Source organism: Dictyoglomus sp. GBS (assembly GCF_055179815.1).
In genome coordinates, this window is the sequence record NZ_CM143687.1 from 1,445,409 (window position 1) to 1,470,186 (window position 24,778).

The following is a 24,778-nucleotide window of genomic DNA, read 5'->3' on the forward strand; positions in this document are numbered from 1 at the left end:
CTAATTTTTTTTAATTAAATCAAAAGCTCTTTTCTCAGCCTCATATATAATCTTCTCTTCATCAAGAGTTTTCAATTCTCTCTTCTCCATTAAAATTCTACCATCAACAATAACAGTATCTACATCAAAAGCCCCAGCAGAATATACAAGATGAGATAAGAAATTATGACGAGGATAAAAATGTGGTTTGTTAATATCTACAAGGATTAAATCTGCCTTATATCCTTCCTTTATTACCCCAGAATCATGCCAGCCTAAAATCTCCATACCACTTTTTGTAGCCATAGTTATTGCATCCTTAGCTGGGATTGCTACTGGGTCTCTTTCATATCCTTTATGTAATATTGCAACAAGCCTTATTTCCTCCCACATATCCAGATTATTATTACTAGCGGGGCCATCAGTACCAAGACCTACCTTAACTTTTTTCTCCAACATTCTTTTCACAGGAGCAATTCCAGAAGCAAGTTTAAGATTACTCTGTGGGTTATGAGCAACACCTACACCTTTTTGGGAAAGAATCTCTATCTCTTCATCATCTACAAAAACACAATGAGCAGCAAGAACTGGCACATTAAAAAGACCTATTCTATTCATCAAACGGACAGGAGTTAAACCATATATATTTTTAATATTCTCTACTTCTAATACTGTCTCCGAAAGATGAGTATGAATACCAACATTTAACTCAACAGCTTTATTTATTACTTTTTCCAAAAAAGAAGGTGGACAGGTATAAGGAGCATGAGGTGCAAGCATTACTTTTATCCTTCCATTCTCTTTATTATGCCAATTTCTTGCAAATTCTACTCCTCTATTTAGAATCTCATCCTCATCCCCAGCAATACCTATCATTCCGACTGAAAGAGAGGCTTTTATTCCACTCTCAGAAACTGCTTTTGCAACTTCATCCATAAAAAAATACATATCTGCAAAAGCAATGGTACCAGACTTTATCATCTCACAAAGTCCTAACAAACTTCCCCAATATACATCATCAGCTTGAAGTTTAGCCTCTTGTGGCCATATTTTTTCCTCTAACCACTCTTTCAATGGTAAATCATCTGCATAACCCCTAAAAAGAGTCATAGCAAGATGAGTATGTGTATTTACAAGTCCTGGCATAGCAATTTTATTTTTCCCATCAATTTTATAATCAATATTTTCAAAATCTTTTTTATCAGAAATTTCCATAATCTTATCTTCTTCTATTAATATATTCTGATTTGATATTACTCTATCTTCTTGAAGAATATCCACATTCTCTATAAGAATTCTCATTTGAATATTTCCTCCTTTATTTTTAAAATTTTCTCTTTAAAGGGAGGATAAATAACACCCTTATCAGTTATTATCCCTGTAATAAGTTCGGCAGGTGTTATATCAAAGGCAGGATTTAGAGCCTTTATCTCATCCGAGGTAATTTTCTTACCCATACACGTAAGGACTTCTTCAGAATCTCTTTCTTCTATAGGAATATCAGATCCATTTTCAATGCTAAGATCAAATGATGAAAAAGGTGCAGCTATATAAAAGGGAATATTATGATAATTGGCAAGAATAGCTATCATGTATGTACCAATTTTATTTGCTGTATCTCCTCTTAAAGTAATTCTATCAGCCCCTACGATTACAATATTTACAAGACCCTTAGACATGACATAACCCACCGTATTATCAGTAATTAAAGTAGAAGGAATTTTCTCTTTATAAAGTTCCCATCCAGTAAGTCTTGCTCCCTGTAAAAGGGGACGAGTCTCAGTAAAATATACATGCTCTAACTTTCCCCATTTCCAAGCCTCTTTAATAACTCCAAGAGCAGTCCCAGGACCTATGGTAGCCAAGCTTCCAGTATTACAATGTGTCAGTATTCTTGCCTTTTCAGGTAATATTTCAGCACCATAATTAGATATAGCTTCGGATTTCTCTCTTTCCTCATTCTCTATTCTTTTAGCCTCTTCAAGAAGAAGGATCTTAATATCAGAAGGTGATAAATTCTTATTATTATTTAAAACATTTGCCATTCTATTTATAGCAAAAAACAAATTTACAGCAGTTGGACGAGAGATGGCAAATTCACTCATTACCTCATTTAAATAATCCACAATATTGGAACCTGTGTACTTGATTGCAGCAAGAGCAATTCCATAAGCAGTAGCAACCCCAATAGCAGGTGCTCCTCTTATTCTCATTTTCTTAATAGCATCAATCACTTGTTGATATTTAAAACACAAAATATAATCTTCTTTAAATGGGAGTTTAGATTGGTCAAGAATATATAGGACATTATTTTTCCACTCTATAATATTCATAATATCCCCTTCTCCTTATACTCCTTTAATGCATCTTTACATATACATTTTCTTTCCTTAGGAATCTTAGGTATCGCTCTTGCAAATAATTTTCTTACTTTCTCTATATTCTCAGACATAACATCCAAAACCTCCTGATGAGTCAAAGGAGAGGGAGATATACCTGCAGCATAATTAGTTACTAAGGAGACCGAAGCATAACACATCTCAAGCTCCCTCGCTAATATAACCTCAGGAACATTGGTCATCCCAACTACATCACCAAAATAAGAAAACATTTTTATCTCCGCTGGGGTTTCAAAACGAGGTCCCTCTGTGCAAATATAGGTACCATAATAATGGATTCTCAATCCTAATTCTTTTGCTGTTTTAAATAAAATCTCTCTCAATTCTGGACAATATGGTTGTGTAAAATCTATATGAAAGACTTTCCCATCATCTCCATTAAAAAATGTATAATCTCTTTTCTTTGTAAAATCAATAAATTGATCAAGTATTACAAGATCCCCTGGCATAAGATCCATCTTCAGACTCCCCACAGCAGTAGTTGAAAGAATCCTTTCTACCCCAAGACTTTTTAGAGCCCACATGTTAGCCTTGTAATTTATCCTATGAGGTGGAACTGAATGACCTGCTCCATGTCTTGCTAAAAAAGCTACTTCCTCTCCTTGATATATACCCTTTAATATCTTGGTATCCCCATAAGGGGTAGAAATTATAATCTCTTGAGGACTTTCCAAAAAGGCAGGATCATATACACCTGTACCCCCAATGATCGCTATTCTCATTTAGTAACCTCCCTTTTTAATCTGAAAAAAATACCCTTTATATAATCTATAAGATCATTGACAAGATCTATAAATGAAGTTCCTCTTGTACCTCTCTCAAGAGCACTATAAAAATAGCTTGCTACATCAAAAGTTGCTTCATCTATTTGCCTTTGGGTAATTTTTGAAACATCCGAGAAACCTTTTCCTCTTAAATAAGCTCTTTCAATATCACTATAATATTTAGACGCAATTTTTGCTCTTTCTATAATATAACTCATAGGGTAAGAGATATATTTTAAAGACTTTGGTCTTTTAGGTTCAATTACTTCTGCATCTTTCTCATATTTACTGTGAAAGAGATTCTCTGTTTTGCTTGTTGCTGTATGAAGAGGTTGATTCAAATCAGCAATATAATGAGATAAAACTCCCAGTTGAAAAGCTATAAGTCGCCAAGGTTTTTTATCTTGAATTAATCTAATAATTTCTAAATATTTTTCTCTTACCTTTTCAGGACCTTTTCCTTTACTTCCATATACATGATAAATGTGGCTATCAAAATCCCTATAAATTCTATCTGGGGCTGTACTTCCATCTATTATTTCATCAAAATATGGTGATAGTTTCTTTTGATACTCCTTTGGCAAAGCATAAAATGCTTCCTTTGCTATCTTTTGATGAGTTTTACCTCCCCACCCCAAAATGGGGGTACTAAGAAGTAATATGATAAGAAAATATACGAATAATTTCTTATAACAGAATCTTCTCATAACGGTAAATATTTTATCACAAAAATTAAGCATTATTTAATATCTCATCCAAAAACTCTTTAAATTCTTTTAAAAATCTATCTTTTGAAAATCTATATGCATTTTTAACTATATTTTCAGTTTTGAAATTATCTCTTTCATTTATAAACCTAAAAATAGCTTTCTTTAAAGACTCCACATTCTGCTCATAGAAAAAGATACCAGTTTCCCCCTCTATCACAGTCTCTAAAGCTCCTCCTTTTCCATAAGCAATTACAGGAGTTCCACTTGCTTGAGACTCGACAGGAACAATACCAAAATCTTCTTCTGCTGGGAAAATTAAGGCTTGAGCTTTGGATAAATAATCCCTAACAATATGATCTTCTTGCCAACCTAAAATTCTAATATTTTCTTTAGCAATTTTTTTTATTTTTGACATTTCCTCTCCATCCCCAATAACAACAAGAGGTAACTTTATCTCATTAAATACTTCCACCACTAAATCTACCTTCTTATAGGGAACTAAACGTGACAGAACCAAAAAATAATCATCCTTATCTTTAGAAGGAGTAAATTTATCAATATCTACGGGAGGATATATAACTTTGGACTCTCTTTTATATATTTTCCTTATTCTCTTTGCCACATTTTTTGAATTTGCAATATAATAATCCACTCTATTTGAACTTAAAACATCCCACATCCTTAAATAATGGAAAATTACTTTAACAAACAAACCCTTTATACCAGTATCTACCTTATGATCTCTCAAATATGGAAAATAAAGATCCCAGATATATCTCATAGGAGTATGGCAATAACAAACATGTGTCTGATGCGATTTAGTTATTACTCCTTTTGCCACACAATGGCTACTGGAAATCACTAACTCATATTTGCCAAGATCCAATTGCTCTATAGCTAAAGGCATTAGTGGAAGATAAAAAGAGTACTTTTTCTCGCTAAATGGCATATATTTTATAAAAGAAGCATAAACCTTATTTTTTATATTCAGTTTTTTCAAGGTTTCCTCAGAATACACTAAGGTAAAAATATCTGCATTAGGGAAAATCTCTAAGATGGCTTTTAATACTTTTTCAGCCCCTCCTATATTAACTATCCAATCATGAACTATTGCTACTTTCATTTTCAAACCTTTTATACTTCTACAGGAAATAATACGGCTCTTACAGGTGATCCTTCTCCTCCTTCAATCTTTAAAGGAAGAGAAACAATAAAATATAGACCTTCCCTCACATTTAATAGGTTTAAACCTTCTATTATTCCTATTTCTTCCCTCAAAAGAGTCCTATGTACCTCTCTCCCTTCATCTCCTCTTGGTCCAATTGATAGATAATCGATTCCCACCGTCTTTATTCTTTTGCTTGCTAAATATTTAGCTGATTCAATAGATAATCCTACATAATTATCATGAAATTTATTTTCTCTCAACAGATATGAATTCTTAGTTTTAAAAAGGATTATATCACCTTCTGCAATAGGCAAAGAAACGATGTCATCTAACATTATTTTCTCTTCATTTTTTATTAAAAAAACTTTAGCTAAACCCAAAAATTTATATATATCAATCCTATCAAGAGTCTTCCCATCCTCAAGAAAATGATAAGGTGTATCAATATGAGTACCTGTATGAGAACCCATAACTATCTTTGATAAATTTGCATTTCTTCCTTCCGATATTTTTGATACCCATTCCCTTTGAAATTTAGGATCATTAGGCCAAAAAACCATATTTTCATTTATAAGTAAACTAACATCTATTGGTTTATCCCAAATAATTTTCATTATTAAACCCTCCTTTTTTAAGTATTATAACATCAATCTATAAGAAAAATATTCTCTGTCCGCATTGTAGAAAAACATATAAAGATTAAAGTAAAAGTAAATTAAGGTAAGCAATTTCCACAAGGCGAATATCCATTCTCTACAGCTTCATTTCGAGTTTTTAAAAAAGTTTGATTTTGAGGAGAAGGAAGAGTCCAACACCAAGGATAATGAAATTTCTTTGTTCCTTTATTACCTACATAGAACTTGGGAGGATAGTAAAAGATTGTATATGCTTTTTCTTCATAAGCATAAAAAATTATGTGGGCATTTTTAAAATTATCATTCTTAAAAGCATTTCTGAAATAAGTTATATCTGATGTAAAGGTGTAATGCTTATCATTATAAGGACTAATAGGATATTCGAAAAATTTAGATAAAAGATCTTGTAATTCGTTGAGATTTGGATATCTTCCATATTTTATAGCAAAAATCTCAATTTCTTTAGTTATCAATTGCATATTATTATGCTGAGTATCTCTCTTCGCTTCTTCTATGGTATTAAAATATAGAGGTAATGCTAAAGAAACTAAAATAAATAAGATACTTATAACAATCAAAATTTCTAAAGAAGAAAAACCCCTCCTCACTTTCGTCATGCCATTAATATCTAAAAAAGTATTTAAAATTTATATATTTAAAATAAATTATAACTCAAATTTAGTAAATTTTCAAAAATTAAAAGCAATTGACCTTTAGAAGGAGAAAAAATCATATTTTTTTATATTCTATTTGAGCACAACATCTTGCAGTATGTCTATACAACATTTGTACTTACCCTAAATAAACATATCTAAAATCACTTGACCTAAATAAATTATGTGTAGTATCTTTAACATAGTTAAAATAAATTAAAAGAGAAAGGAAATTCATATATGGATTGGCTTAATGTATTTAAAGCAAAAGGAGCTTTTTTAGAAGGCCATTTTTTATTATCCTCAGGTCTCCATAGTCCAAATTATCTCCAATGTGCCCTCATACTCCAATATCCTGATTTATCAGAAAAGATCGCAAAAGAAATAGCAGAAAAAATACCTGAGTACTTAAAGATTGATGTAGTAGTTGGTCCTGCTCTCGGTGGAATTATAATTGCCTATGAGCTTGCAAGGGCGTTAAACGTAAGAGGAATATTTGCAGAAAGAGAAGAAGGTAAAATGACACTAAGAAGAGGCTTCAGTATCAAACCAGGAGAAAAAGTCTTAATCTGTGAAGATGTAGTTACTACAGGTGGTTCTGCGTTAGAGGTAGCAAATTTAATTAAAGAAAATGGAGGAGAGGTAGTTTCTTTTGCCTGTATTGTAGACAGAAGTGGAGGAAAGAATATTTTTGACAAACCTCTTTATTCTTTAATTCAATTAAAACTTGATACCTATAAACCTGAAGAATGCCCCCTCTGTAAGGCAGGAATTCCCTTATTAAAACCAGGAAGCAGAGGACTAAAATAAAAAGGGGATAAGAGATTACTTCTATCCCCTTATATTCTCAATATCATTATATTCCTTATAATAGTGTTTCCTTGAACTACTCCTGTAAAAATCACAATGTTGTAACTAATTCTCCAGCACCTCCCGTTACAAGATTCTTATATAATATCTTCATATCTTCCAGAAATATTTTTTGTTGCTTGGTGGAAAGTTTTATATTTTTCCCATTGAAACGCGCAAGTTTTATTCAATAGAAGTATTACTTGCCCATATAGTTTTTTACAAACTTTTACTTTTTAAAGGTAGGAGGTAAAATTACTTAGGGATTAGATATTGTTCTCAAACTTGTTGAATTTTTCAACTCAAGTATACTTTTAGTTTATATTGCACATAATCCAGATTTTGTTGAAACAAAGGATGAATTAAAATGGAATTTTAAATGATGACTGTCAATACTATGAAAAACCTCAATGAAAAGTAGAAAGTTATATGGAGCAAGATACATACTCGTTAAAGTAGCAAAAAATATAGTTAGACATGCCCACTACTCTGTAAATGAAGAAGATATAAGATAATTATCTTTACCTATTAGTGATAAAAGACCTAATAATTAAAACATTCTGCCGTTTGAAAAAATTATAGTAATTTTTTTTAATGGACTTTTTTAAAAATCTAACTTCCTGCTTCCAATAGTCTACTTACAACAAAATCTTTCGGCAAAGATATTAAGAAGTAACCAGCTCTTGGCCCTGATGTTTGATTGAGAAAAGAAAGATATATAAGCTGAAAAGCTCTTTTTCCTTCTATTCCATGTTCTTGCGCTAAGTTATATATAAAGTTTTGGAGTTCATTACCTTGCCAATCTTTTTCCTTTATTTTATTAGCCAAAATTCTTAAAAATTCCTTTTCCTTAGGAAGAAAGGTTTTAACTATTTCAGGTGTCTTTTCCTGTAATTTAAATTTCACCTGAGATGGTGCAAATTTTTCAAGCCAATTTTTTACATATTCAATCCTTTTTAATATCTCATCAAACTTACTAAGCTCACTTTCATAACCGCTTCTTATAAGCATCTCTTTTAGAAGTTCATTATTTCCCAAGGATATTTGAGTTAATGTAATTATATGCCTGAGTGGTACTTGTGGCCCTATCTCTTTTGGAATCTCTCTTACCTGTGAAAGTTCATAAAGTCTCGCAATTTCAGCCCACTCTTCTTCCGTACCTTCTAATCGGTAATAAATTCTCTCCAATCTTTCATAATCCTCTGCTAAAAGAATATATCCATTTACTGGATCAAAATCTATATGCTTATCTGGTTTATATCTCAATATGAGATATCTTACCCATGAAGGGGGGAGGATTTCTAATATTTCATTAATAGAAATAGCTATCCCTTTTGAGCTTGACATAGCTCCTTTCCCTTTCAGATATATCCATTCATATACAAAGGGATAAGGAGGCTCATATCCAAATATCTCTTTCGTAATGACCTTTCCTGTATCATAAGAACCACCTGTAGTAGCATGATCTTTCCCAAAAGGTTCTACTGTAACTCCAAAAATCTTCCATCTACCCGGCCAATCAAGTCGCCAAGGAAGTTTTGCTTCTCCTTTGCTATAATCTGATACTCCTTGATGACCGCATTTACATTGATATTCCACTTGATGTTTTTTAGTATCATAGGAAATTATTTTTGTAGTAGCTAACCTTCCACATTTTTCACATTTTGGAAGGAGAGGAACAAAATCTTTCTCTAAATTTCTCCCTGCTATTTCATTAAGAATCTCTTTTATTTTTTGATTATTTTCCAAAGTTAAGTCAATAATCTCAGTATACAAGCCCTTTTTATAACTTTCGTGAGCCTTTATTACTTTTGGTTCAATACCTAATACTTTTATTGCTTCTAAAAATGGTTCTAAAAAGTGTTCTGCATAATTCTCATGACATCCTTCAGGATCAGGAATTTCAGATATGGGCTTTCCTACATGTTCAGCATAAGATTCTGGTAAGAAAGGATATACTTTTCTTAAAGGGTCAAATGTATCAGCTATATAAATAAAATCTACTTCTGAACCTTGATCCCTTAAAGCTCTTGAAAGGGCATCACCAGTTAAAATCTCCCTCAGGTTCCCAAGATGGATGGGACCTGAGGGAGTAATACCAGTTGCTACCACATTTTTATTACCTTTTAACTTAATTATTTCAGATGCTGCTATATCTGCCCAATGCGGGACTTTTTTTACCATACAGAATACTTCCCTTCTGCTAATTCATTGCAGAATTTTTCGATATTAGCAAGCTCATTATCAATAATGTTTTCTACTGATTTTGATATATCATAAATTGATACACCATTTTCTAAAATAAGTTGAGCAGTAGCAATTTTTGGTTGATCAATTGGCCTTCCAATTTGACTGCAAAGCCATACATATACCTCTTTTATACCAGGAACATTCTGATAAATTTCATTTGCTATTTTATGAGTCAAAATATTGTATATTTTTCCTACATGGCTTACAGGATTTTTACCTGCAGCTGCCTCCGTTCCCATAGGGCGATTTAGTGCAATAACACCATTTACTCTATTTCCTCTTCCCACTTGTCCCGAGTCAGCATCTTCAGCAGAAGTTCCAAGAACACTTATATACATTCCATCCATGCCTCTTTCAGGATCATCCAATGTGTTAATATCTATTGTTATCTGATCAAAATTTTGAGCTCTCTCTTGTACAAACTTTTCAACTATTCCTCTAATTACTTCCTTTTTCTCAAAATAATCTTGCACACTATTAACATATCTATCGATGAAAGGCATAGCTATAGTAATTTGCAAATTTCTTTTTTGACGAAACGCCATTATTTTTATGTCTTCTCCTACTTCGGGATGAATTTTCTTAAATTCTGGGGAGTTAAGATATCTTTCAAGTTCTAAAACTATTTTTTCAGTGGATGTTAAAGGTGCATATCCTACAGCAGCTGAAGTATCGTTAGCTGGAAGAAGACCTTTTCTTCTTCTGAAAATATCAGTAAGCTCTGGAGAGCCAGGATAAAGCTCCACTTGATATATTACATGTTTATCAGGGTCAACAAATCTCAAGTTTTTTCTAAACCATTCTTTAGCAGTTTCTATTGCTATCTCTTCTACAGGAATTCTAATACCATCAACTTCAAAAGTCGCTCTGTCTCCTATTACTAAAAGCATTGGTTTTTTCACTTCTCCACCAATGCCAAGCCTTCTTTCAACCTCTCCAGCTACTAATAAACTTTTATCAATATTATGGTGTAATACATTTCCCACCCTTCTTATATACTCCTGGGAAAGATTTACAGATATCTGGTCCATGATTGCATCACATATAGAGTCAGGATGTCCTACACCTTTTCTTTCAACTAGTTCTACTCCATGTTCTTCTACTGGTAATGAATTTAATTTTTCAACTACAATGTTTCTCATCTTTCCTATCCTCCTTCTTACTTTTTTGTTGAAAATAAGCAAAAAAATAATATCACAAGTTAATTAATATTACAACAAAAAGTTTATATTAAATAAAAGTAATACATTTTTCTTAAAATTGCAATAAAAAGAGGGGAACATTTTAGTTCCCCTCAATATTATTTTATTATAAACGTATGTTTAAAAAATTACTTCTTATTAGAGTAATATCTCTCTATAAAATTATGTAATTTTCTATAATATTCCTTCATTATAGGATACAATTCTCTGTAAAGACCATATAATTCTTCATATAGTTTTGCTCTTTCTTGATCTGGTTCTTCTCTACTTACTACTTTTACTACTTTATCACAAGCATCCTCTACACTCTTGTAAACTCCAACACCAACTCCCGCAAGTAGAGCAGCGCCATAGGCGGCACCTTCTGTTACATTTATAGTAGTGATAGGAGTATTAAATACATCAGCTAAAATTTGTCTCCAAAGAGGACTTCTTGCACCTCCAGCTATAGCTCTTATTTCTCTCATATTTATTCCAAGAGCTTTCATAAGTTCCAAAGAATCTCTTAAACCAAAAGCCACTCCTTCTAACACTGATCTTACAAAGTAAGGCTTATTATGCCTCAAACTAATTCCCACAAAAATCCCTTTTGCCATAGGATCGGCATGAGGAGTTCTCTCACCAGTAAGATATGGTAAAAATATTAATCCCTCTGATCCAGCTGGAACATTACCAGCTTCCATGGTTAAAAACTCATAAGGATCTTTTCCTGTCCATTTAGAAAGCTCTGTTTCTATCTCCCCAAAAGAGTCTCTAAACCATCTAAAGGATCCACCAGCTGATAACATAACTCCCATAGTATGCCACTTTCCGGGAACTGCATGACAAAAAGTATGAAGTCTTCCCTCAGGATCTCCTTCTGGAGTATCCAGATGAGCAAAAATTACTCCTGAAGTTCCTAAACTTACAAATAAGACCCCACTTTTTACAATCCCACTACCTACTGCTTGCGCTGCATTGTCACCTCCACCACCTACAACAGGAATCCCTGCAGGTAGACCGATTTCTTCAGCAACTTTTGGAAGTAAGGTTCCTGTAATCTCAGGAGATTCATATACTTTTGGCATCCAATCCTCTGGAATATCAAGAAGATTTAACATCTCTTTAGACCAAGTTCTCTTTTTTACATCAAAAAGCAAAGTACCAGAAGCATCAGAAACTTCTGATGCATACTCCCCTGTTAATCTGAATCTTACATAATCCTTTGGTAATAATACTTTAGCAACCTTAGAATAATTCTCTTGCTCGTTCTCTCTAAGCCAAAGGATTTTGGGGGCTGTAAATCCTGTAAGAGCAAGATTTAAAGTAAGTTCAAGAAGTTTTTTAACCCCTCCTACCCTTTCTACAATCTCGTCGCATTGCTTAGCTGTCCTTTGGTCGTTCCAAAGAATAGCTCTTCTAATTACATTACCTTTTGAGTCAAGAAAAACAGAACCATGCATTTGCCCAGATAATCCTATACCTTTTATCTCTTTTGGTGATACGCCAGTTTTATTTATTAAACTAATAATTGCATCCTTTGTTGCCTTCCACCAATCCTCTGGATCTTGTTCAGACCAAGAAGGAAAAGGAGTATATAGAGGATACTCAAAAGTTGAACTTCCTAATACTTTTCCTTCCTCATCAATAAGCAAAGCTTTAGTTCCAGAAGTACCCACATCAATACCTAAAAGCACTTTTTTCCACCTCACCTTTCCTATGGAGTTTTATCTTTGATTATAAAAACGTTTTTCTTTTTAGTCAATAAAAAAATAAAGATACCATAAAAAATTTATAATATTTCCTTATAAAACTCTTCTTTTAAGAGTTGTCCCTTTTCTCACTATAGGGAGGAGTAAAACTCCTCCCTATTATTCTTTTCTAATAGCTTTAAATGGACATACCTGGAAACATATTCCACACTTAGTACATTTACTCTGATCAATAACATATGTTCCATCTTCGTCTTTATAGATCGCCCCTACAGGACAATTTCTAAAACATATAGAACATTTCCTACACTCTTCCCTTATTACCTCATAATGAATCAAGGCAGTACAAACTTTTGCAGGACATTTTTTATCCCTAATATGGGCAAGGTATTCATCCTTGAAGTATTTTAATGTTGTTAAAACAGGATTAGGAGCTCCTTTCCCAAGACCACAAAGTGATGTATTTCTCACAGTATAAGCCAATTGTTCAAGCTCTAATAAATCCTCTTCCGTCCCTTCACCTTTTGTTATTTTATCTAAAATTTCCAACATTCTCTTAGTACCTACTCTGCATGGTACACACTTTCCACAAGATTCGTCTTGCGTAAAAGACAAGAAAAATTTAGCAACATCTACCATACAGTTATCTTCATCCATAACGATAAGTCCACCAGATCCCATGATGGCTCCAAGGGCAGTTATTGATTCATAATCTATAGGTGTATCTAAGTATTCCGCTGGTATACAACCCCCAGCTGGACCTCCTATCTGGACAGCTTTAAACTTCTTTCCATTAGGTATTCCACCACCAATATTGTAAACTACCTCTCTCAAAGTTATACCCATAGGTACTTCTATAAGTCCTGTCATATTTATTTTCCCAGCTAAAGCAAAAACCTTAGTCCCTTTACTCTTCTCTGTTCCATAACTTGCAAACCAATCAGCACCATTAATAATTATTGGTGGAATATTAGCCCACGTTTCTACATTATTTATCACAGTAGGTTTTCCCCATAATCCAGAATTTACTGGAAAAGGCGGACGGGGTCTTGGCATACCTCTTTTACCTTCTATAGATGCAATTAATGCTGTCTCCTCTCCACAAACAAAAGCTCCTGCTCCAATTCTAATCTCAATATCAAAGGAAAAATCAGTACCCAATATATTGTCTCCTAAAAGGCCATAATTTCTTGCTTGTTCTAAAGCTGCAGTAAGTCTTTTAATAGCTAAAGGATATTCAGCTCTTATATAGACAAATCCTTTCTTAGCTCCAATAGCATAACCTCCAATTAACATACCTTCAATAACAGAGTGAGGATCACCTTCCATAATACTTCTATCCATAAAAGCTCCAGGATCCCCTTCATCTGCATTACAAACTACATACTTTTCCGATCCAGAAGCTTTTCTACCAAGCTCCCATTTTAATCCAGTAGGAAAACCCGCTCCTCCCCTTCCACGAAGACCAGATTTTTTAACTTCAGAAATTACATCTTCTGGAGACATTTGAGTAAGAACTTTTGCAATAGCAGAATAACCATCTCTTGCAATATATTCCTCAATATTTAGAGGATCAATAAACCCTACATTTCTTAAAGCAATTCTTACTTGATTTTTAAAAAATGGAAGATCGTTAATGGTTGGTATAAATTGTTTTTGCTCCGGTTCTTTTACAAGAAGCCTCTCCACAATCCTACCCTTAATAAGGTGTTCATATACAATCTCTTTTGCATCCTGTGGCTTTAATTTAACATAAAAAGTCCCCTCTGGATATATGGCCATAACTGGCCCTAAATCACAAGTACCAAAACATCCAGTTTCAATAATTTTTACTTCATCGTAAATACCTGCTTCTTTTAATTCCCTTTCAAGGGCTGATTTGAAAGTTTCTTCACCTGCAGAAATGCATGCTGCACCTGCACATAAAAGAATATGTGCTCTCTCTGGCATTTTTAAACCTCCTTATATTGTTTTATTCTTTATTCAGTAGAAAGAACATCCTCAGATACAACCTGACCATTAACCACATGTTGAGCAATTATCTTTCTTGCCTTTTCAGGGGTTACATGTTTATAAAGAACCTTATGTCCTCCTAACTTTTGAACAGATATTAATGGCTCATACTCACAAAGTCCAATACATCCTGCCTGAGTTACAACCACATTTTTTAAACCTCTTTTTTCTATCTCATCCAAAATAGCCAATAATGTCTCCCTTGCGCCAGCTGCTATTCCACACGTCCCCATATGTACTACTATCTTATCCTTACCTTCAGGACTCCTCATCTCAAGTTCTGCTTGAGTCTTTTCTTTAATCTTCTTAAGATCCTCTAAAGTTAATTTTTTCATTTTACCAACCTCCCAAATTTTCATTTAAAAATTCTTTTAAAAAAGAAATTACTTCTGGAGAATTAATAGGTATTCTAATAGACTCCTTTATTTCCTTTGTAGAAATATTGATCTCATCACCATTTTTAACTATCTTAATCTCAAAATCTATATCTGGATTTGTAGCTATCAAGCCCCATATAGTCCCAGAAAGATTTCCCATAGGAGGTAAATCTACACATAAAAAAGGAACTTCTGCATAAATCTCTGTGCCTTTTCCTACCTCAGAGTTAATCTTTACCTCTCCCCCACAATTTTTAATCAACTCGTAAAATAGAGGAATACCAAGACCAACTTTCCTTGTAGTTCTACTTGTAAAAAATGGATTTTTAATCTCTTCTAATATTTCTTTTGGCATACCTTTTCCATCATCTTTTATAATTATATACAAAATTCCCCTTTGGAGATCTTTTCTAATCTCCAAGTAAATATTTTTTGCATTAGCTTCTATAGAATTTTGTACAAGATCCAAAATATGAAGAGATAATTCTTTCATTGATGTTCTTTTCTAAAGTTTTCAATTAATTTTCTCAACTTATCAGGAGTAAGTTTTCCATAAACATCATCGTCTATCATGAGAGCTGGTGCCATACTACAAGCTCCAATACACCTTACAAGATCCAAAGAAAAGAACCCATCCTCTGTTACTTTACCTTCTTTAAGTCCCATCTGCTCAAGAGTTCTGAGTAAGTCCTCAGCTCCTTTAACATAACAAGCCGTTCCCATACAAAGTCTTATTACATGCTTGCCTTGAGGCTCAAGTCGGAAAAAGGAATAAAATGTTACTACACCGTAAATCTCACTTAATGGTACTTTTAATCTTTCAGAAATCAGTTCTAAAGCTTCACGAGGTAGATATCCAAACTTTTCCTGAACTGCGTGAAGGATCATAATCAAAGATCCCCTTGAGTTTGCAAAACGGTCTAGAATCTTTTCTACCTCTTTCTGAGCATATTCGGAAAACTTTAATTCTACTGCCATTTCTATACCTCCATTTCCTGTATTTTTACATTTTTTTCTTTCAAGCTTTTAAAAACTGCTTTTTTAGAAAATTCTTCTAAATATATAAAAGTTTTTGGTTCTTTTATATCCTCTAAATAGTGAGCATCAGAAGAAATTAAAAATTTCTTATCTTTCAGTTCTGGGTGCTCGCTAATAAATTTAGTATAGCTTATCTTGTTAGACAATTCTATAAAATCAAAAAATAAATCCTTCGGAATAAAACCCAAATTTGATATTATACTAAAGGAAGGCCTATCCACATGGGCTAATATTATTATCCCGCCATATTCTTTTATTTTTTTAACTGTGTCTGTAACCCTAAGTGATATAGAGGTATTTAATAACCTTTCCTCTATTCTTTCTACCTCATCATTCTCATTAACCACTACTTGTACTCCAAAAATTTCTTCTCTATTTTTAGTATCTGGTAAATAGTTAAAAATATCTTTTTGAAATTTTAAAGCTGTATCATAATCTTCAAATAAAGCCAATATATGCACTTCTTCACTGGTTTGAATTTCCATACCTGGTATTACTAAAACACCCATTCTATCTCCCCAGAAAGAGATAGCAGGATAATTTTCTACCATATGATGATCGGTTATCGCTATAACTCCTATATTCATTTTCTTTACTCTCTCTATAATGTTTTTAGGACTCATACTCCAATCTCCACAAGGAGAAAGAACCGAATGTATATGCAAATCTATCCCTACCCATGCCAAATAAAAAATTCCTCCTCACTATGAATCATTAATAGAGGTAGGCACAATACCTTTATTATATAGAATTCCACTAACCTCAAAAACTATTTTATCAGTACTTATAAGAATAATTCCTTTTTCTTTAGAAAGTTCAACAACTTCCTTAGGAACTACTTTTCCTCTGCAGACAATTATCATTGGTATATCAAGAATCTCAGCAGTGCGAACAATTTGTGAATTTGTGATCCCCGTAATAAGTACCACATCTTTTTCATTAGAAGTTACCATAGCTAACACATCACTCATAAGATCTGCAGCAAAAGCCTTTTTAATATCTACCTCATCTAACAAATTTTCTCCTGCCAATACCTTCCCATTAATCAACTCTACAATCTCTCTTGCCTTCATTGAAGCCTATCTACTCCTTTTATTCCTAAACTATAAAGTTTACCTACCACATTAAAGGCATTATCTTTAGTAATTAATAAAGCAATTTTTTCTTCTTTTGCCTTTTTAATAGTCTCTTCATCAGGATTTTGACCTGAAACAAAAATTATACTTTTAATTCCAGTAAGTACTGCAACTGCTATAGTATTTACATGAGTCTGAATAGTAACCCATACCGAATCTTCGGGAGCATGAGCCATAACAAAAGAAAGCAAATCACTTACAATTCCACCCCTAATTTCATAATCCTCATCCATATAAATAACATTTAACTCCAAATTTCTAACAATTTCACTCAGTTTCATCTTTTTCTTCCCTCCGTTTTAAGACAACCGAAGAGGATCTTCTGGATAATTCTTCCATCTCTTTTGCCATTTTCCATAACTTTTCCTTAAGAAGAAATATACAATCATAGATTTGAGCATCTCCTCTCACTATATCTTCTGCTAAAGCAGCGCAAGTAGGAGATCCACATGAACCACAATCAAGTCCAGGAAGCATTTCCATTATTTTTCTCATATCCTCCATCTTTCTTAAAGCCCTATTTATATCTTCATCTAATTTCCAAATAGGTCTTGGTAAAATAGGAGAAGTTCTTAATACTTCTGATAGATTTATATCCTCACAAAGAGATTTTTTTATAAAATCTTTATCAAGTTTTTTGTATAAGGCTAAAATTCTTTTCTTGGCAAGATAATAGTTCTCAGGATTTAATACCCCTCCAACACAACCTTCCTCACAAGCCCTAAGCTCCAAAAACTTCACATCCTGAAGTTTATTTCTTTCTAAATCTTCAAGAACTCTGGCTACCTTTTCTATACCTCCCACACTTATTACTTCTTCTTCGTTGAATACCATTCCCTCTCCCCCAAGAGCTCCTGATAAAATTCCCTTTGCATAAAACCCACCATCTATTGCTTCTACCTCTCTATTGTCATCTTTAAGTTCCTTTTTTATTTTTAAGTAAATATTATCAATGCCTATAACAAATTCAAAACCTTCTTCCTTATTTTGTTTTAAATATGTAGCAAAGGCAGGACAAGGAGTAATATAAGCAAGATGAAGTATTCCTCTTTCTTCCTTCTTCCATAACTTTTTTATTATACTCCCCGCTATCTCAACAGGTGTTTTAAAGGGTGATAAGTTAGAAATCAAAGTAGGAAAACGTACTTGTATTAACTCTACAACAGCAGGACAGTAAGTGGATATAAGTGGAAGATTGCGAGAACTATTAATATAGTCCATAAGAGCTTCTTGTAAAAGGAATAAACCACAGGTAGTATCCCAAACTTCTACCGCATTAGTTACCTTTTTAATTGCTCTTTGAATCTCAAAAGGAGAATAATTAGTTGTAAATTGGGAATATATCTCGGGAGATATTACTACAACTAAATTATCTAAATAAGATATACTATCATAGGTGTGAGTAAATCCAAAAGGTGCATGATATGGGCAAACTCTAATGCATTCCCCACAATCGATACATCTATATGGAAGAATGAGGGATTTTCCATTACGAACCCTCATAGCTTCAGTAGGGCAATGCCTTATACAATGAATACACCCCTTACACCTCTGCAAATTAATAGCCACTGAATGAATATATTTCTCACTCATTGTCTTTCCCTCTTTAAATATATTTTCGAGTACACCTTTGTACCCTTTCCCACTTCGGACTCAATCTTTAATTCATCTGATGAATTCTTAATATTTGGAAGTCCCATACCTGCCCCAAATCCCATTTCCCTAATATTATCTGGTGCTGTTGAATAACCTGGTTGCATAGCAAGCTCTATATCAGGAATTCCTGGACCTTCATCCTCAGCAATTATTTCAATATACTCTGGTGTAACTTTTACTCTTAAAACTCCCCTGTAGGCGTGAATAACTATGTTCATCTCAGCCTCATAAGTGACGACCGCAACCCTTCTAAGTATATCTACACTTATTCCAAGTTGTTGCAAAGCTTTTTTTATATTACTGGACGCCATACCAGCAAGAGCAAAATCTCCCCCTAACACAGGAAACTCCAAAGTTAATATATTTTCCTCTTTGGGCTCCTGAGTAATAGTTCCTTCTATATCTTCCACATCTACCAAATTCAAAACTACATCCTTAGTACTTAACATTCCTAAAACCTTTTTTTCATTATCTATTACAGGAAATCTTCCATACCTAAATTGTCGGAATCTAATCAAAGCTTCATACAAAGTATTATCTGGAGACAAACATTTTGGATCTCTTACCATATACTTTCCACACGGTGAGTTTAAATCGCCATTAACAAGTGCCACAATTACATTCTCTACAGTGACTAAACCTACAAGCCTATCTATATCATCTACAATAGGAATTGCATCAATTCTTTTGATTCTCATAATTTCTTGAATTGAACGCATATCTTGGTAAGGTTTTAACCTTACTATATCTGTGTTCATTATATCTTTTACTTTTATTTTTTCTAAATATTCCTTAGGTATCTTCAAATATCAAAATCAACCTTCTTTCCTTGAAACCCAGCTACATATAATTTTCCACATGCCTCATACATAGGGTATTTTGTTGTAAGAAGAGGAATACCAGATTTCTTTGCTACTTCTATTACATCTTGATAGGGTATTTTACCTCTAACAAACACGACTCCAGCCAAATCTAAAATCTCAGCAGTTCTTATAACCTGTAACGTAACAAGACCTGTAAGGAGAAGCGAATTTGCCTCTAAGAGACAAAGAGCATCACTCATTAAATCTGTTGCACCTACATACAAAACCTCATTTTCAAGTTTCTCTTCTAAACATAGAACTTCAGCTTTTAATATTTCTTTTACCTTCTTAAGATTCATTTCTCTCTCCTCAAAATATTTTCAGGTTTAATTTAAACACATTTTTAATATCATTGTCAACAAAGATAAAATATGATATAATCCTAAATTTTTTTTAATCATACCTATAGGGGTAAACTAATTTGTTAAAATTTTCTCAATTCATTTAGGTTTTTAAAGATAATAATTATTGATATACAGTAGTAAGGTATATAAAACTAGTGATATATATTCAGTTGCAATGTTATATAATATAAACATGAAAAAGAAGAAGATAGGACTTGCATTAGGTAGCGGAGGAGCAAAAGGTCTTTCCCACATTGGAGTATTAAAAGTACTGGAGAGGGAAGGAATAGAAGTCTCTTATATAAGTGGGAGTAGTGCAGGAGCTTTAATAGGTGGATTATATGCAAAAGGATATTCTGCAAAAGATTTAGAGAAACTAGCCTTAGAAATAGGAAAAAATAAAGAAGAATTTTATAAACTTTTTGATTTTTCAAAATCTCTCCAAGGAATTATAAAAGGTGAAAAAATATTAGAGTATTTAGATAATATATTAGAAGGCACATTATTTTCGAACCTAAAAATACCATTTATATCTTTAGCAGTAGATCTTATTACTGGAGAAAAAGTAATTATAAATGAGGGAAAAGTATCAGAAGCTATTAGAGCAAGTATATCCATTCCTGTGATATTTCAACCTTATCCTTGGAAAGATAAACTCCTAATAGATGGGGGTGTACTTTCCCCTGTTCCAGTTAAAGAATTGAGAGAGATATATAAACCAGATATCATCATAGGAGTTAGTTTGCATAAGAGAACAAATTGGAAACCTAAAAAAGAAATTCAGATAGATATCCCCTATCAACCCAGCAATATAACAGAAAAAATCACATATAAAATGTCTCAGATAAAGCTCCTTAAGGAATTTCAACAGAGGTTAAATCCATTATTAAACCCATCCTTATTTGAGGTCCTTATGCAGACCATAGATATTATGAATTATGAATTAGAAAATCAGAATCTCAAAAATGCAGATTTAGTTATCATCCCTGAGGTACAAAATTTTGGAACTTTTGATTTTGATAAAGCTTCCGATATTATAGTCTTAGGTGAAAAAGCCATGGAAGAAAAGCTTGATTCCTTAATAAAGCTTATAAAAAAGAAAAAATTTATATTCTTCTAATAAACCTGTATTATTTCATCTAACGGGAGTCTTGGTTTTTTTGGGGGATCTTCAGCTGGATACCCTAAGGTCATAAGTTGTATTACCTCTGCTTCCTTAGGAAGATTTAATACTTCTTTAACTTTATCTTGATAAAAAGATCCTATCCAACAAGTTCCAAGTCCTTCTTCTACTGCTTGAAGATGTATATGAGTTAAAGCTATAGCAACATCTATATAATGAGCAGGTATTCCACACCTCATTACATAATCCTTATCTAAAACATAAGCCACTATAATTATGGAAGCCTTTAACATAAAAGGCTGATGAGGAGAAGCTTCTTTAACCAATCTTTCCTTCAAATTTTTATCTCTCACAATAATAAATCTCCATTCCTGCCTATTTCTTGCTGAAGGAGCATGTCTTGCCGCCTCCATTATTCTTAGAAGTTTTTCCTCCTCTATATCCTTATCTAAATAATCTCTTATACTTCTTCTCTTATTTATAGCCTCAAAAACATCCATTTATTTCACCCCCATAAGTTTCCATCTTTCTCCCATCATCCTCAATCTTTTTATTCTTTCTTCTATAGGCGGATGAGTACTAAAAAGATTATTTATATTATATTTTTTGAGGGGATCAGCAATATATAAAGGAGCAGTGATATTATTCGCTCTCCTTACAGGATTTGGATCCTTAGCTATCTTTTCCAGTGCAGAGGCAAGACCTTCAGGATATCTTGTAAGCATAGCTGCAGTAGCATCTGCCATATACTCTCTCTGTCTTGACAAGGCAAATCTTAAAATTGTTGCTACTAAGGGAGCCACTAAGGCAACAATCAAAGATATAATACCTAAAAAGTCTTGGTCTTTAGTTTTTCTTTTTCCTGAAAAGAAAGATCCATAATAAAATGATCTTTTTAAACTATCTCCAAGAATTACAATTAAACCTACCAATACAACCGCTATAGTTTGAAGTCTTACATCATAATTTTTTATATGTGATATCTCATGAGCAACTACTCCCTCAAGCTCCAATCTATTCATCTTCTCTAAAAGGCCAGTAGTTACAGCAATTGCACTATTTTTTGGGTCTTTTCCTGCAGCGAAAGCATTGGGTGATGGATCATTTATTACATAAATTTTAGGTGTAGGAATACCTGCAGCTATGCTCAAACCTTCCACAATATTTATAAGATAAGGATATTCATCCTTTTTTGGCTCATATGCATCACTTATAGATAGAATTAATTTATCACTATTTTTATACGCATAGTAGTTTACTGTTAAAGTAATTAACAAAGCTATGAATATAGCTATTTCTCCTAAATTGAAAAAATAGATTATAGAATAACATACAAAGAAAAGAAGAATAGATATAAGAAATAATATTAACCATGTTTTTCTCTTATTTTGTTCTATAGCTTCATAAAAAGTATAAGTATTCTTCATAAATTAAAAGCTAACTTTAACAGCTTTTCTTTCCTCTGGATTTTCCACTTCAAAATATTCTTTAGGCTTAAATCCAAAAATATTTGCGATTACAGAATTTGGAAAAACCTGCAAAGATTGATTATAAATCATAACAATGTCATTATAAAATTGTCTTGCATAAGCAATTTTTTCTTCAATTCCACTCAATTCTTCCTGCAACATAAGAAAATTTTGATTTGCCTTTAAATCTGGATAATTCTCAACTATGGCAAAAAGGGTTTTTAAAGTAGAAGTAAGTCCTTGATCTGCTTGAGCTATTTCTCCTGGGGTCTTCGCACTCATCATTTGCGCTCTATAAAGAGCAATTTTATCAAATATTTCTTTTTCATGAGATGCATAACCTTTAACCACTTCTACTAAGTTTGGAATTAGGTCATATCTTCTCTTTAGTTGTACATCAATTTGAGCCCATGCATTCTCCACCCTATTTCTCAAAACTACTAATCGGTTATATATGACTATAACAAACAGAGCCAAAAATATTAATATACCTAAGATGATTAAACCTAACATTTTAAAAACCTCCCCTAAAAAAAATTTAAAAATCAAAACTAATTCCAACTTTGAAGATAGCGAATCTGCTCTTCTGTAAGAGTATCAATTTCTATATTTAGGCTTTTGAGCTTTAATTCTGCAACTTCTTCCTCTATTTCTCGAGGAACTTGAAGCACTCTCTTAGGTAAATTTCTTCCATGCTCAAGCAACCATTTCATCACCAAAAACTGAACTCCAAAAGAAAGATCCATTATTTCGACAGGGTGACCATCACCCCCTGCTAAATTCAAAAGCCTTCCTTCTGCTATAACATAAAGCCTCTTATTATTAGGAAGGACATATTCATGTATATTTTCTCTTACCTCTTTTTTATTAATTGCTAATTCTTCTAAAGATTTCATATCTATCTCCACATTAAAATGTCCTGCATTAGCCAATATGGCTCCATCTTTCATATTCAAAAAGTGCTCCTTAGTTATCACCTTACAATTCCCCGTTGCTGTTATAAACACATCTCCTAACTTTACAGCCTTTGAAATTGGCATAACTTCAAAACCTTCCATATATGCTTCTAATGCCTTAATAGGATCAACTTCAGTTATAATAACTCTTCCTTTTAATCCTTGGATTTTATGAGCTATACCCTTTCCAACCCATCCATATCCTGATATTACGAAAATTTTTCCTGCAACTAACAAATTGGTGTTTCTCATAAAGGAAGACAAAGCAGATTCACCAGTACCAAACCTATTATCAAATAAAAATTTTGTCCTTGCATCATTTACTGCTACTATTGGAAAAAATAATCCCTTTTCTTTTTCAAGGGCCTTTGCTCTTATAACACCTGTCGTAGTTTCTTCTCCCACACCTAATATTTTACTTTTTAAACGTGAAAATTCCTTATACAAAAGGGTTGTAAGATCAAAGCCATCATCAATTAAAAGATCAGGTTCTTTATTTAACACTTCCCTCAGATTATTTATATAATCTTCTTCTGTTTCTCCTCTCCAAGCAAAAACTTCTACTCCTTCTTTTACCAGATAAGCTACCACATCATCTTGAGTAGATAAAGGATTACTTCCAGCACATACTACCTTTGCTCCACAATTTTTAAAAGAAAGAGCAAGTCGTGCAGTTTTTGCCTCTAAATGAATACACATCCCGATAGTAGTATTTTTAAAAATTTGAGTAGAAGAATAGTTTTTTTCAAGAAGATTTACTACAGGCATAAACTGTTTTGCCCAATAAACCTTTCTTTCTCCATTTTTCCATTGATTAATATCCCTAATTTTGCTCATAATTTATCTCTTTTTCGTGTTTTGCATAGCCATAAATTCTACCTCACTTTTCAATATTTGCAAAAAGAGATTGTTTCCCACATTTTTATTCTCTTTCATATACTTTTCTATTCTTTCTCTCTCAAATGATATCACCTTCAAAAAATCATCAACGGTAAATATGGGAAGACCAAATTCATTTTCTCTCTTCTCTAATTTCGCTAATTCCTCTTGTAAAATACTCTTTAGCTTTGTCCCGCGGGAAGATTTAGGGTAAAGATTAGGAAGATATAAATTTTTTTTACGGGTTTGATATTCCTTCTCAAGTAAACTCAAAACCTCTAAAAACTCTTCATCAGTAAAAGAAGGAAATTCTAATAAAAATTTATACACCAACTCTTCTAAGAATAAAAATAAATCCCATTGGAGTCTTGTAAAATCAGCAGGTTTTTCTTCAACCCTCTCTATAGTGTGTATTTGAGCTTCCTTTAAATAGATACAATCTTGAGTACAATTTATCTCCTTTATACGCTTTGTGCCACAGCACTCAGTACATATAAAGGCGCTAAGAGCTGGACATTTTCTTTTACCTTTTCTTTTCCCACATATAACACATACACTCATGAGATAAATTATAGCATGAAGATTTTAAAATAACATTAATTGAATCCCATCAACTATGAATAT

General features: G+C 32.9%; 27 protein-coding genes. 2 read left to right on the forward strand and 25 right to left on the reverse strand.

Annotation, left to right across the window (positions count from 1 at the left end):
• From ACY3IT_RS07285 to ACY3IT_RS07315, 7 genes are all read right to left on the reverse strand, one after another.
• Entirely contained in the window at positions 1 to 1,281 is a 1,281-nt protein-coding gene (locus tag ACY3IT_RS07285) for an amidohydrolase (RefSeq protein WP_463082291.1), read from the reverse strand.
• A complete protein-coding gene (gene mtnA, locus ACY3IT_RS07290) occupies positions 1,278 to 2,312 on the reverse strand; it encodes an S-methyl-5-thioribose-1-phosphate isomerase (protein WP_463082292.1) in 1,035 nt (344 codons plus the stop codon). The genes ACY3IT_RS07285 and mtnA overlap by 4 nt, the downstream gene beginning before the upstream one ends.
• A complete protein-coding gene (mtnP, locus tag ACY3IT_RS07295; protein WP_463082293.1) occupies positions 2,309 to 3,100 on the reverse strand; it encodes an S-methyl-5'-thioadenosine phosphorylase in 792 nt (263 codons plus the stop codon). The genes mtnA and mtnP overlap by 4 nt, the downstream gene beginning before the upstream one ends.
• Complete coding sequence (locus ACY3IT_RS07300; RefSeq protein ID WP_463082294.1) at positions 3,097 to 3,849, reverse strand: zinc dependent phospholipase C family protein; 753 nt, start codon at positions 3,847 to 3,849, stop codon at positions 3,097 to 3,099. The genes mtnP and ACY3IT_RS07300 overlap by 4 nt, the downstream gene beginning before the upstream one ends.
• A gap of 25 nt (positions 3,850 to 3,874) precedes the next feature.
• Positions 3,875 to 4,975, reverse strand: coding sequence for a glycosyltransferase family 4 protein (locus tag ACY3IT_RS07305; RefSeq protein ID WP_463082295.1), 1,101 nt, complete (start codon positions 4,973 to 4,975; stop codon positions 3,875 to 3,877).
• Positions 4,976 to 4,986: 11 nt separating this feature from the next.
• A complete protein-coding gene (locus ACY3IT_RS07310; RefSeq protein ID WP_463082296.1) occupies positions 4,987 to 5,634 on the reverse strand; it encodes a cyclase family protein in 648 nt (215 codons plus the stop codon).
• 101 nt (positions 5,635 to 5,735) lie between these two features.
• Positions 5,736 to 6,272: a type II secretion system protein gene (locus ACY3IT_RS07315; protein ID WP_463082297.1), complete on the reverse strand. Its 537-nt coding sequence runs from the start codon at positions 6,270 to 6,272 to the stop codon at positions 5,736 to 5,738.
• A gap of 276 nt (positions 6,273 to 6,548) precedes the next feature.
• Here ACY3IT_RS07315 and pyrE point away from each other — a divergent pair, with 276 nt between their 5' ends.
• Positions 6,549 to 7,118, forward strand: a complete 570-nt coding sequence (pyrE, locus tag ACY3IT_RS07320; protein ID WP_463082298.1) for an orotate phosphoribosyltransferase — start codon at positions 6,549 to 6,551, stop codon at positions 7,116 to 7,118.
• Between the two features lie 651 nt (positions 7,119 to 7,769).
• Here pyrE and lysS read toward each other — a convergent pair.
• The 13 genes from lysS to ACY3IT_RS07385 all read right to left on the reverse strand — a co-directional run bounded on the left by lysS (position 7,770) and on the right by ACY3IT_RS07385 (position 19,682).
• A complete protein-coding gene (lysS, locus tag ACY3IT_RS07325; protein WP_463082299.1) occupies positions 7,770 to 9,341 on the reverse strand; it encodes a lysine--tRNA ligase in 1,572 nt (523 codons plus the stop codon).
• Entirely contained in the window at positions 9,335 to 10,549 is a 1,215-nt protein-coding gene (locus ACY3IT_RS07330; RefSeq protein WP_463082300.1) for a methionine adenosyltransferase, read from the reverse strand. Before ACY3IT_RS07330 ends, lysS begins: the two co-directional genes overlap by 7 nt.
• 188 nt (positions 10,550 to 10,737) lie before the next feature.
• Positions 10,738 to 12,285 (reverse strand): xylulokinase, encoded by a 1,548-nt coding sequence (xylB, locus tag ACY3IT_RS07335; protein ID WP_463082301.1) that lies wholly within the window; start codon positions 12,283 to 12,285, stop codon positions 10,738 to 10,740.
• A 174-nt stretch (positions 12,286 to 12,459) separates the two neighbouring features.
• Positions 12,460 to 14,250, reverse strand: coding sequence for an NADH-quinone oxidoreductase subunit NuoF (nuoF, locus tag ACY3IT_RS07340; RefSeq protein WP_463082302.1), 1,791 nt, complete (start codon positions 14,248 to 14,250; stop codon positions 12,460 to 12,462).
• 29 nt (positions 14,251 to 14,279) lie between these two features.
• Entirely contained in the window at positions 14,280 to 14,648 is a 369-nt protein-coding gene (locus ACY3IT_RS07345) for a (2Fe-2S) ferredoxin domain-containing protein (protein WP_463082303.1), read from the reverse strand.
• 1 nt (position 14,649) lies between these two features.
• The gene (locus tag ACY3IT_RS07350) at positions 14,650 to 15,183 is read right to left on the reverse strand and encodes an ATP-binding protein (RefSeq protein WP_463082304.1); all 534 of its coding nucleotides are present in this window, start codon (positions 15,181 to 15,183) and stop codon (positions 14,650 to 14,652) included.
• Positions 15,180 to 15,668 (reverse strand): NADH-quinone oxidoreductase subunit NuoE, encoded by a 489-nt coding sequence (gene nuoE / locus ACY3IT_RS07355; protein WP_463082305.1) that lies wholly within the window; start codon positions 15,666 to 15,668, stop codon positions 15,180 to 15,182. Before nuoE ends, ACY3IT_RS07350 begins: the two co-directional genes overlap by 4 nt.
• A gap of 2 nt (positions 15,669 to 15,670) precedes the next feature.
• Positions 15,671 to 16,414: a PHP domain-containing protein gene (locus ACY3IT_RS07360; protein ID WP_463082306.1), complete on the reverse strand. Its 744-nt coding sequence runs from the start codon at positions 16,412 to 16,414 to the stop codon at positions 15,671 to 15,673.
• A gap of 18 nt (positions 16,415 to 16,432) precedes the next feature.
• Positions 16,433 to 16,801 (reverse strand): DRTGG domain-containing protein, encoded by a 369-nt coding sequence (locus ACY3IT_RS07365; RefSeq protein ID WP_463082307.1) that lies wholly within the window; start codon positions 16,799 to 16,801, stop codon positions 16,433 to 16,435.
• Complete coding sequence (locus ACY3IT_RS07370; protein WP_463082308.1) at positions 16,798 to 17,145, reverse strand: serine kinase; 348 nt, start codon at positions 17,143 to 17,145, stop codon at positions 16,798 to 16,800. The genes ACY3IT_RS07365 and ACY3IT_RS07370 overlap by 4 nt, the downstream gene beginning before the upstream one ends.
• Positions 17,132 to 18,457 carry a [Fe-Fe] hydrogenase large subunit C-terminal domain-containing protein gene (locus tag ACY3IT_RS07375; protein WP_463082309.1) on the reverse strand — a complete coding sequence of 442 codons (1,326 nt, stop codon included), beginning with the start codon at positions 18,455 to 18,457 and terminating at the stop codon, positions 17,132 to 17,134. Before ACY3IT_RS07375 ends, ACY3IT_RS07370 begins: the two co-directional genes overlap by 14 nt.
• Positions 18,454 to 19,326 carry a CBS domain-containing protein gene (locus tag ACY3IT_RS07380; protein ID WP_463082310.1) on the reverse strand — a complete coding sequence of 291 codons (873 nt, stop codon included), beginning with the start codon at positions 19,324 to 19,326 and terminating at the stop codon, positions 18,454 to 18,456. The genes ACY3IT_RS07375 and ACY3IT_RS07380 overlap by 4 nt, the downstream gene beginning before the upstream one ends.
• Positions 19,323 to 19,682 (reverse strand): DRTGG domain-containing protein, encoded by a 360-nt coding sequence (locus tag ACY3IT_RS07385; protein ID WP_463082311.1) that lies wholly within the window; start codon positions 19,680 to 19,682, stop codon positions 19,323 to 19,325. Before ACY3IT_RS07385 ends, ACY3IT_RS07380 begins: the two co-directional genes overlap by 4 nt.
• 238 nt (positions 19,683 to 19,920) lie before the next feature.
• Between ACY3IT_RS07385 and ACY3IT_RS07390 the strand changes: the two genes are divergently transcribed.
• Entirely contained in the window at positions 19,921 to 20,847 is a 927-nt protein-coding gene (locus ACY3IT_RS07390) for a patatin-like phospholipase family protein (protein ID WP_463082312.1), read from the forward strand.
• Here the strand turns inward: ACY3IT_RS07390 and ACY3IT_RS07395 are convergent.
• Genes ACY3IT_RS07395 through ACY3IT_RS07415 form a run of 5 tightly spaced genes read right to left on the reverse strand, consistent with a single transcriptional unit; the run spans position 20,844 to position 24,715 of the window.
• Positions 20,844 to 21,350: a nitroreductase family protein gene (locus tag ACY3IT_RS07395; RefSeq protein ID WP_463082313.1), complete on the reverse strand. Its 507-nt coding sequence runs from the start codon at positions 21,348 to 21,350 to the stop codon at positions 20,844 to 20,846. The genes ACY3IT_RS07390 and ACY3IT_RS07395 overlap by 4 nt on opposite strands.
• On the reverse strand, positions 21,351 to 22,277 hold the full coding sequence (gene htpX / locus ACY3IT_RS07400) for a zinc metalloprotease HtpX (protein WP_463082314.1): 927 nt from the start codon (positions 22,275 to 22,277) through the stop codon (positions 21,351 to 21,353).
• Between the two features lie 3 nt (positions 22,278 to 22,280).
• Positions 22,281 to 22,832: a LemA family protein gene (locus tag ACY3IT_RS07405; protein WP_463082315.1), complete on the reverse strand. Its 552-nt coding sequence runs from the start codon at positions 22,830 to 22,832 to the stop codon at positions 22,281 to 22,283.
• Positions 22,833 to 22,870: 38 nt separating this feature from the next.
• Positions 22,871 to 24,112, reverse strand: coding sequence for an adenosylhomocysteinase (locus tag ACY3IT_RS07410; RefSeq protein ID WP_463082316.1), 1,242 nt, complete (start codon positions 24,110 to 24,112; stop codon positions 22,871 to 22,873).
• Between the two features lie 3 nt (positions 24,113 to 24,115).
• Positions 24,116 to 24,715: a hypothetical protein gene (locus tag ACY3IT_RS07415; RefSeq protein ID WP_463082317.1), complete on the reverse strand. Its 600-nt coding sequence runs from the start codon at positions 24,713 to 24,715 to the stop codon at positions 24,116 to 24,118.
• Between the last annotated feature and the right edge of the window lie 63 nt (positions 24,716 to 24,778).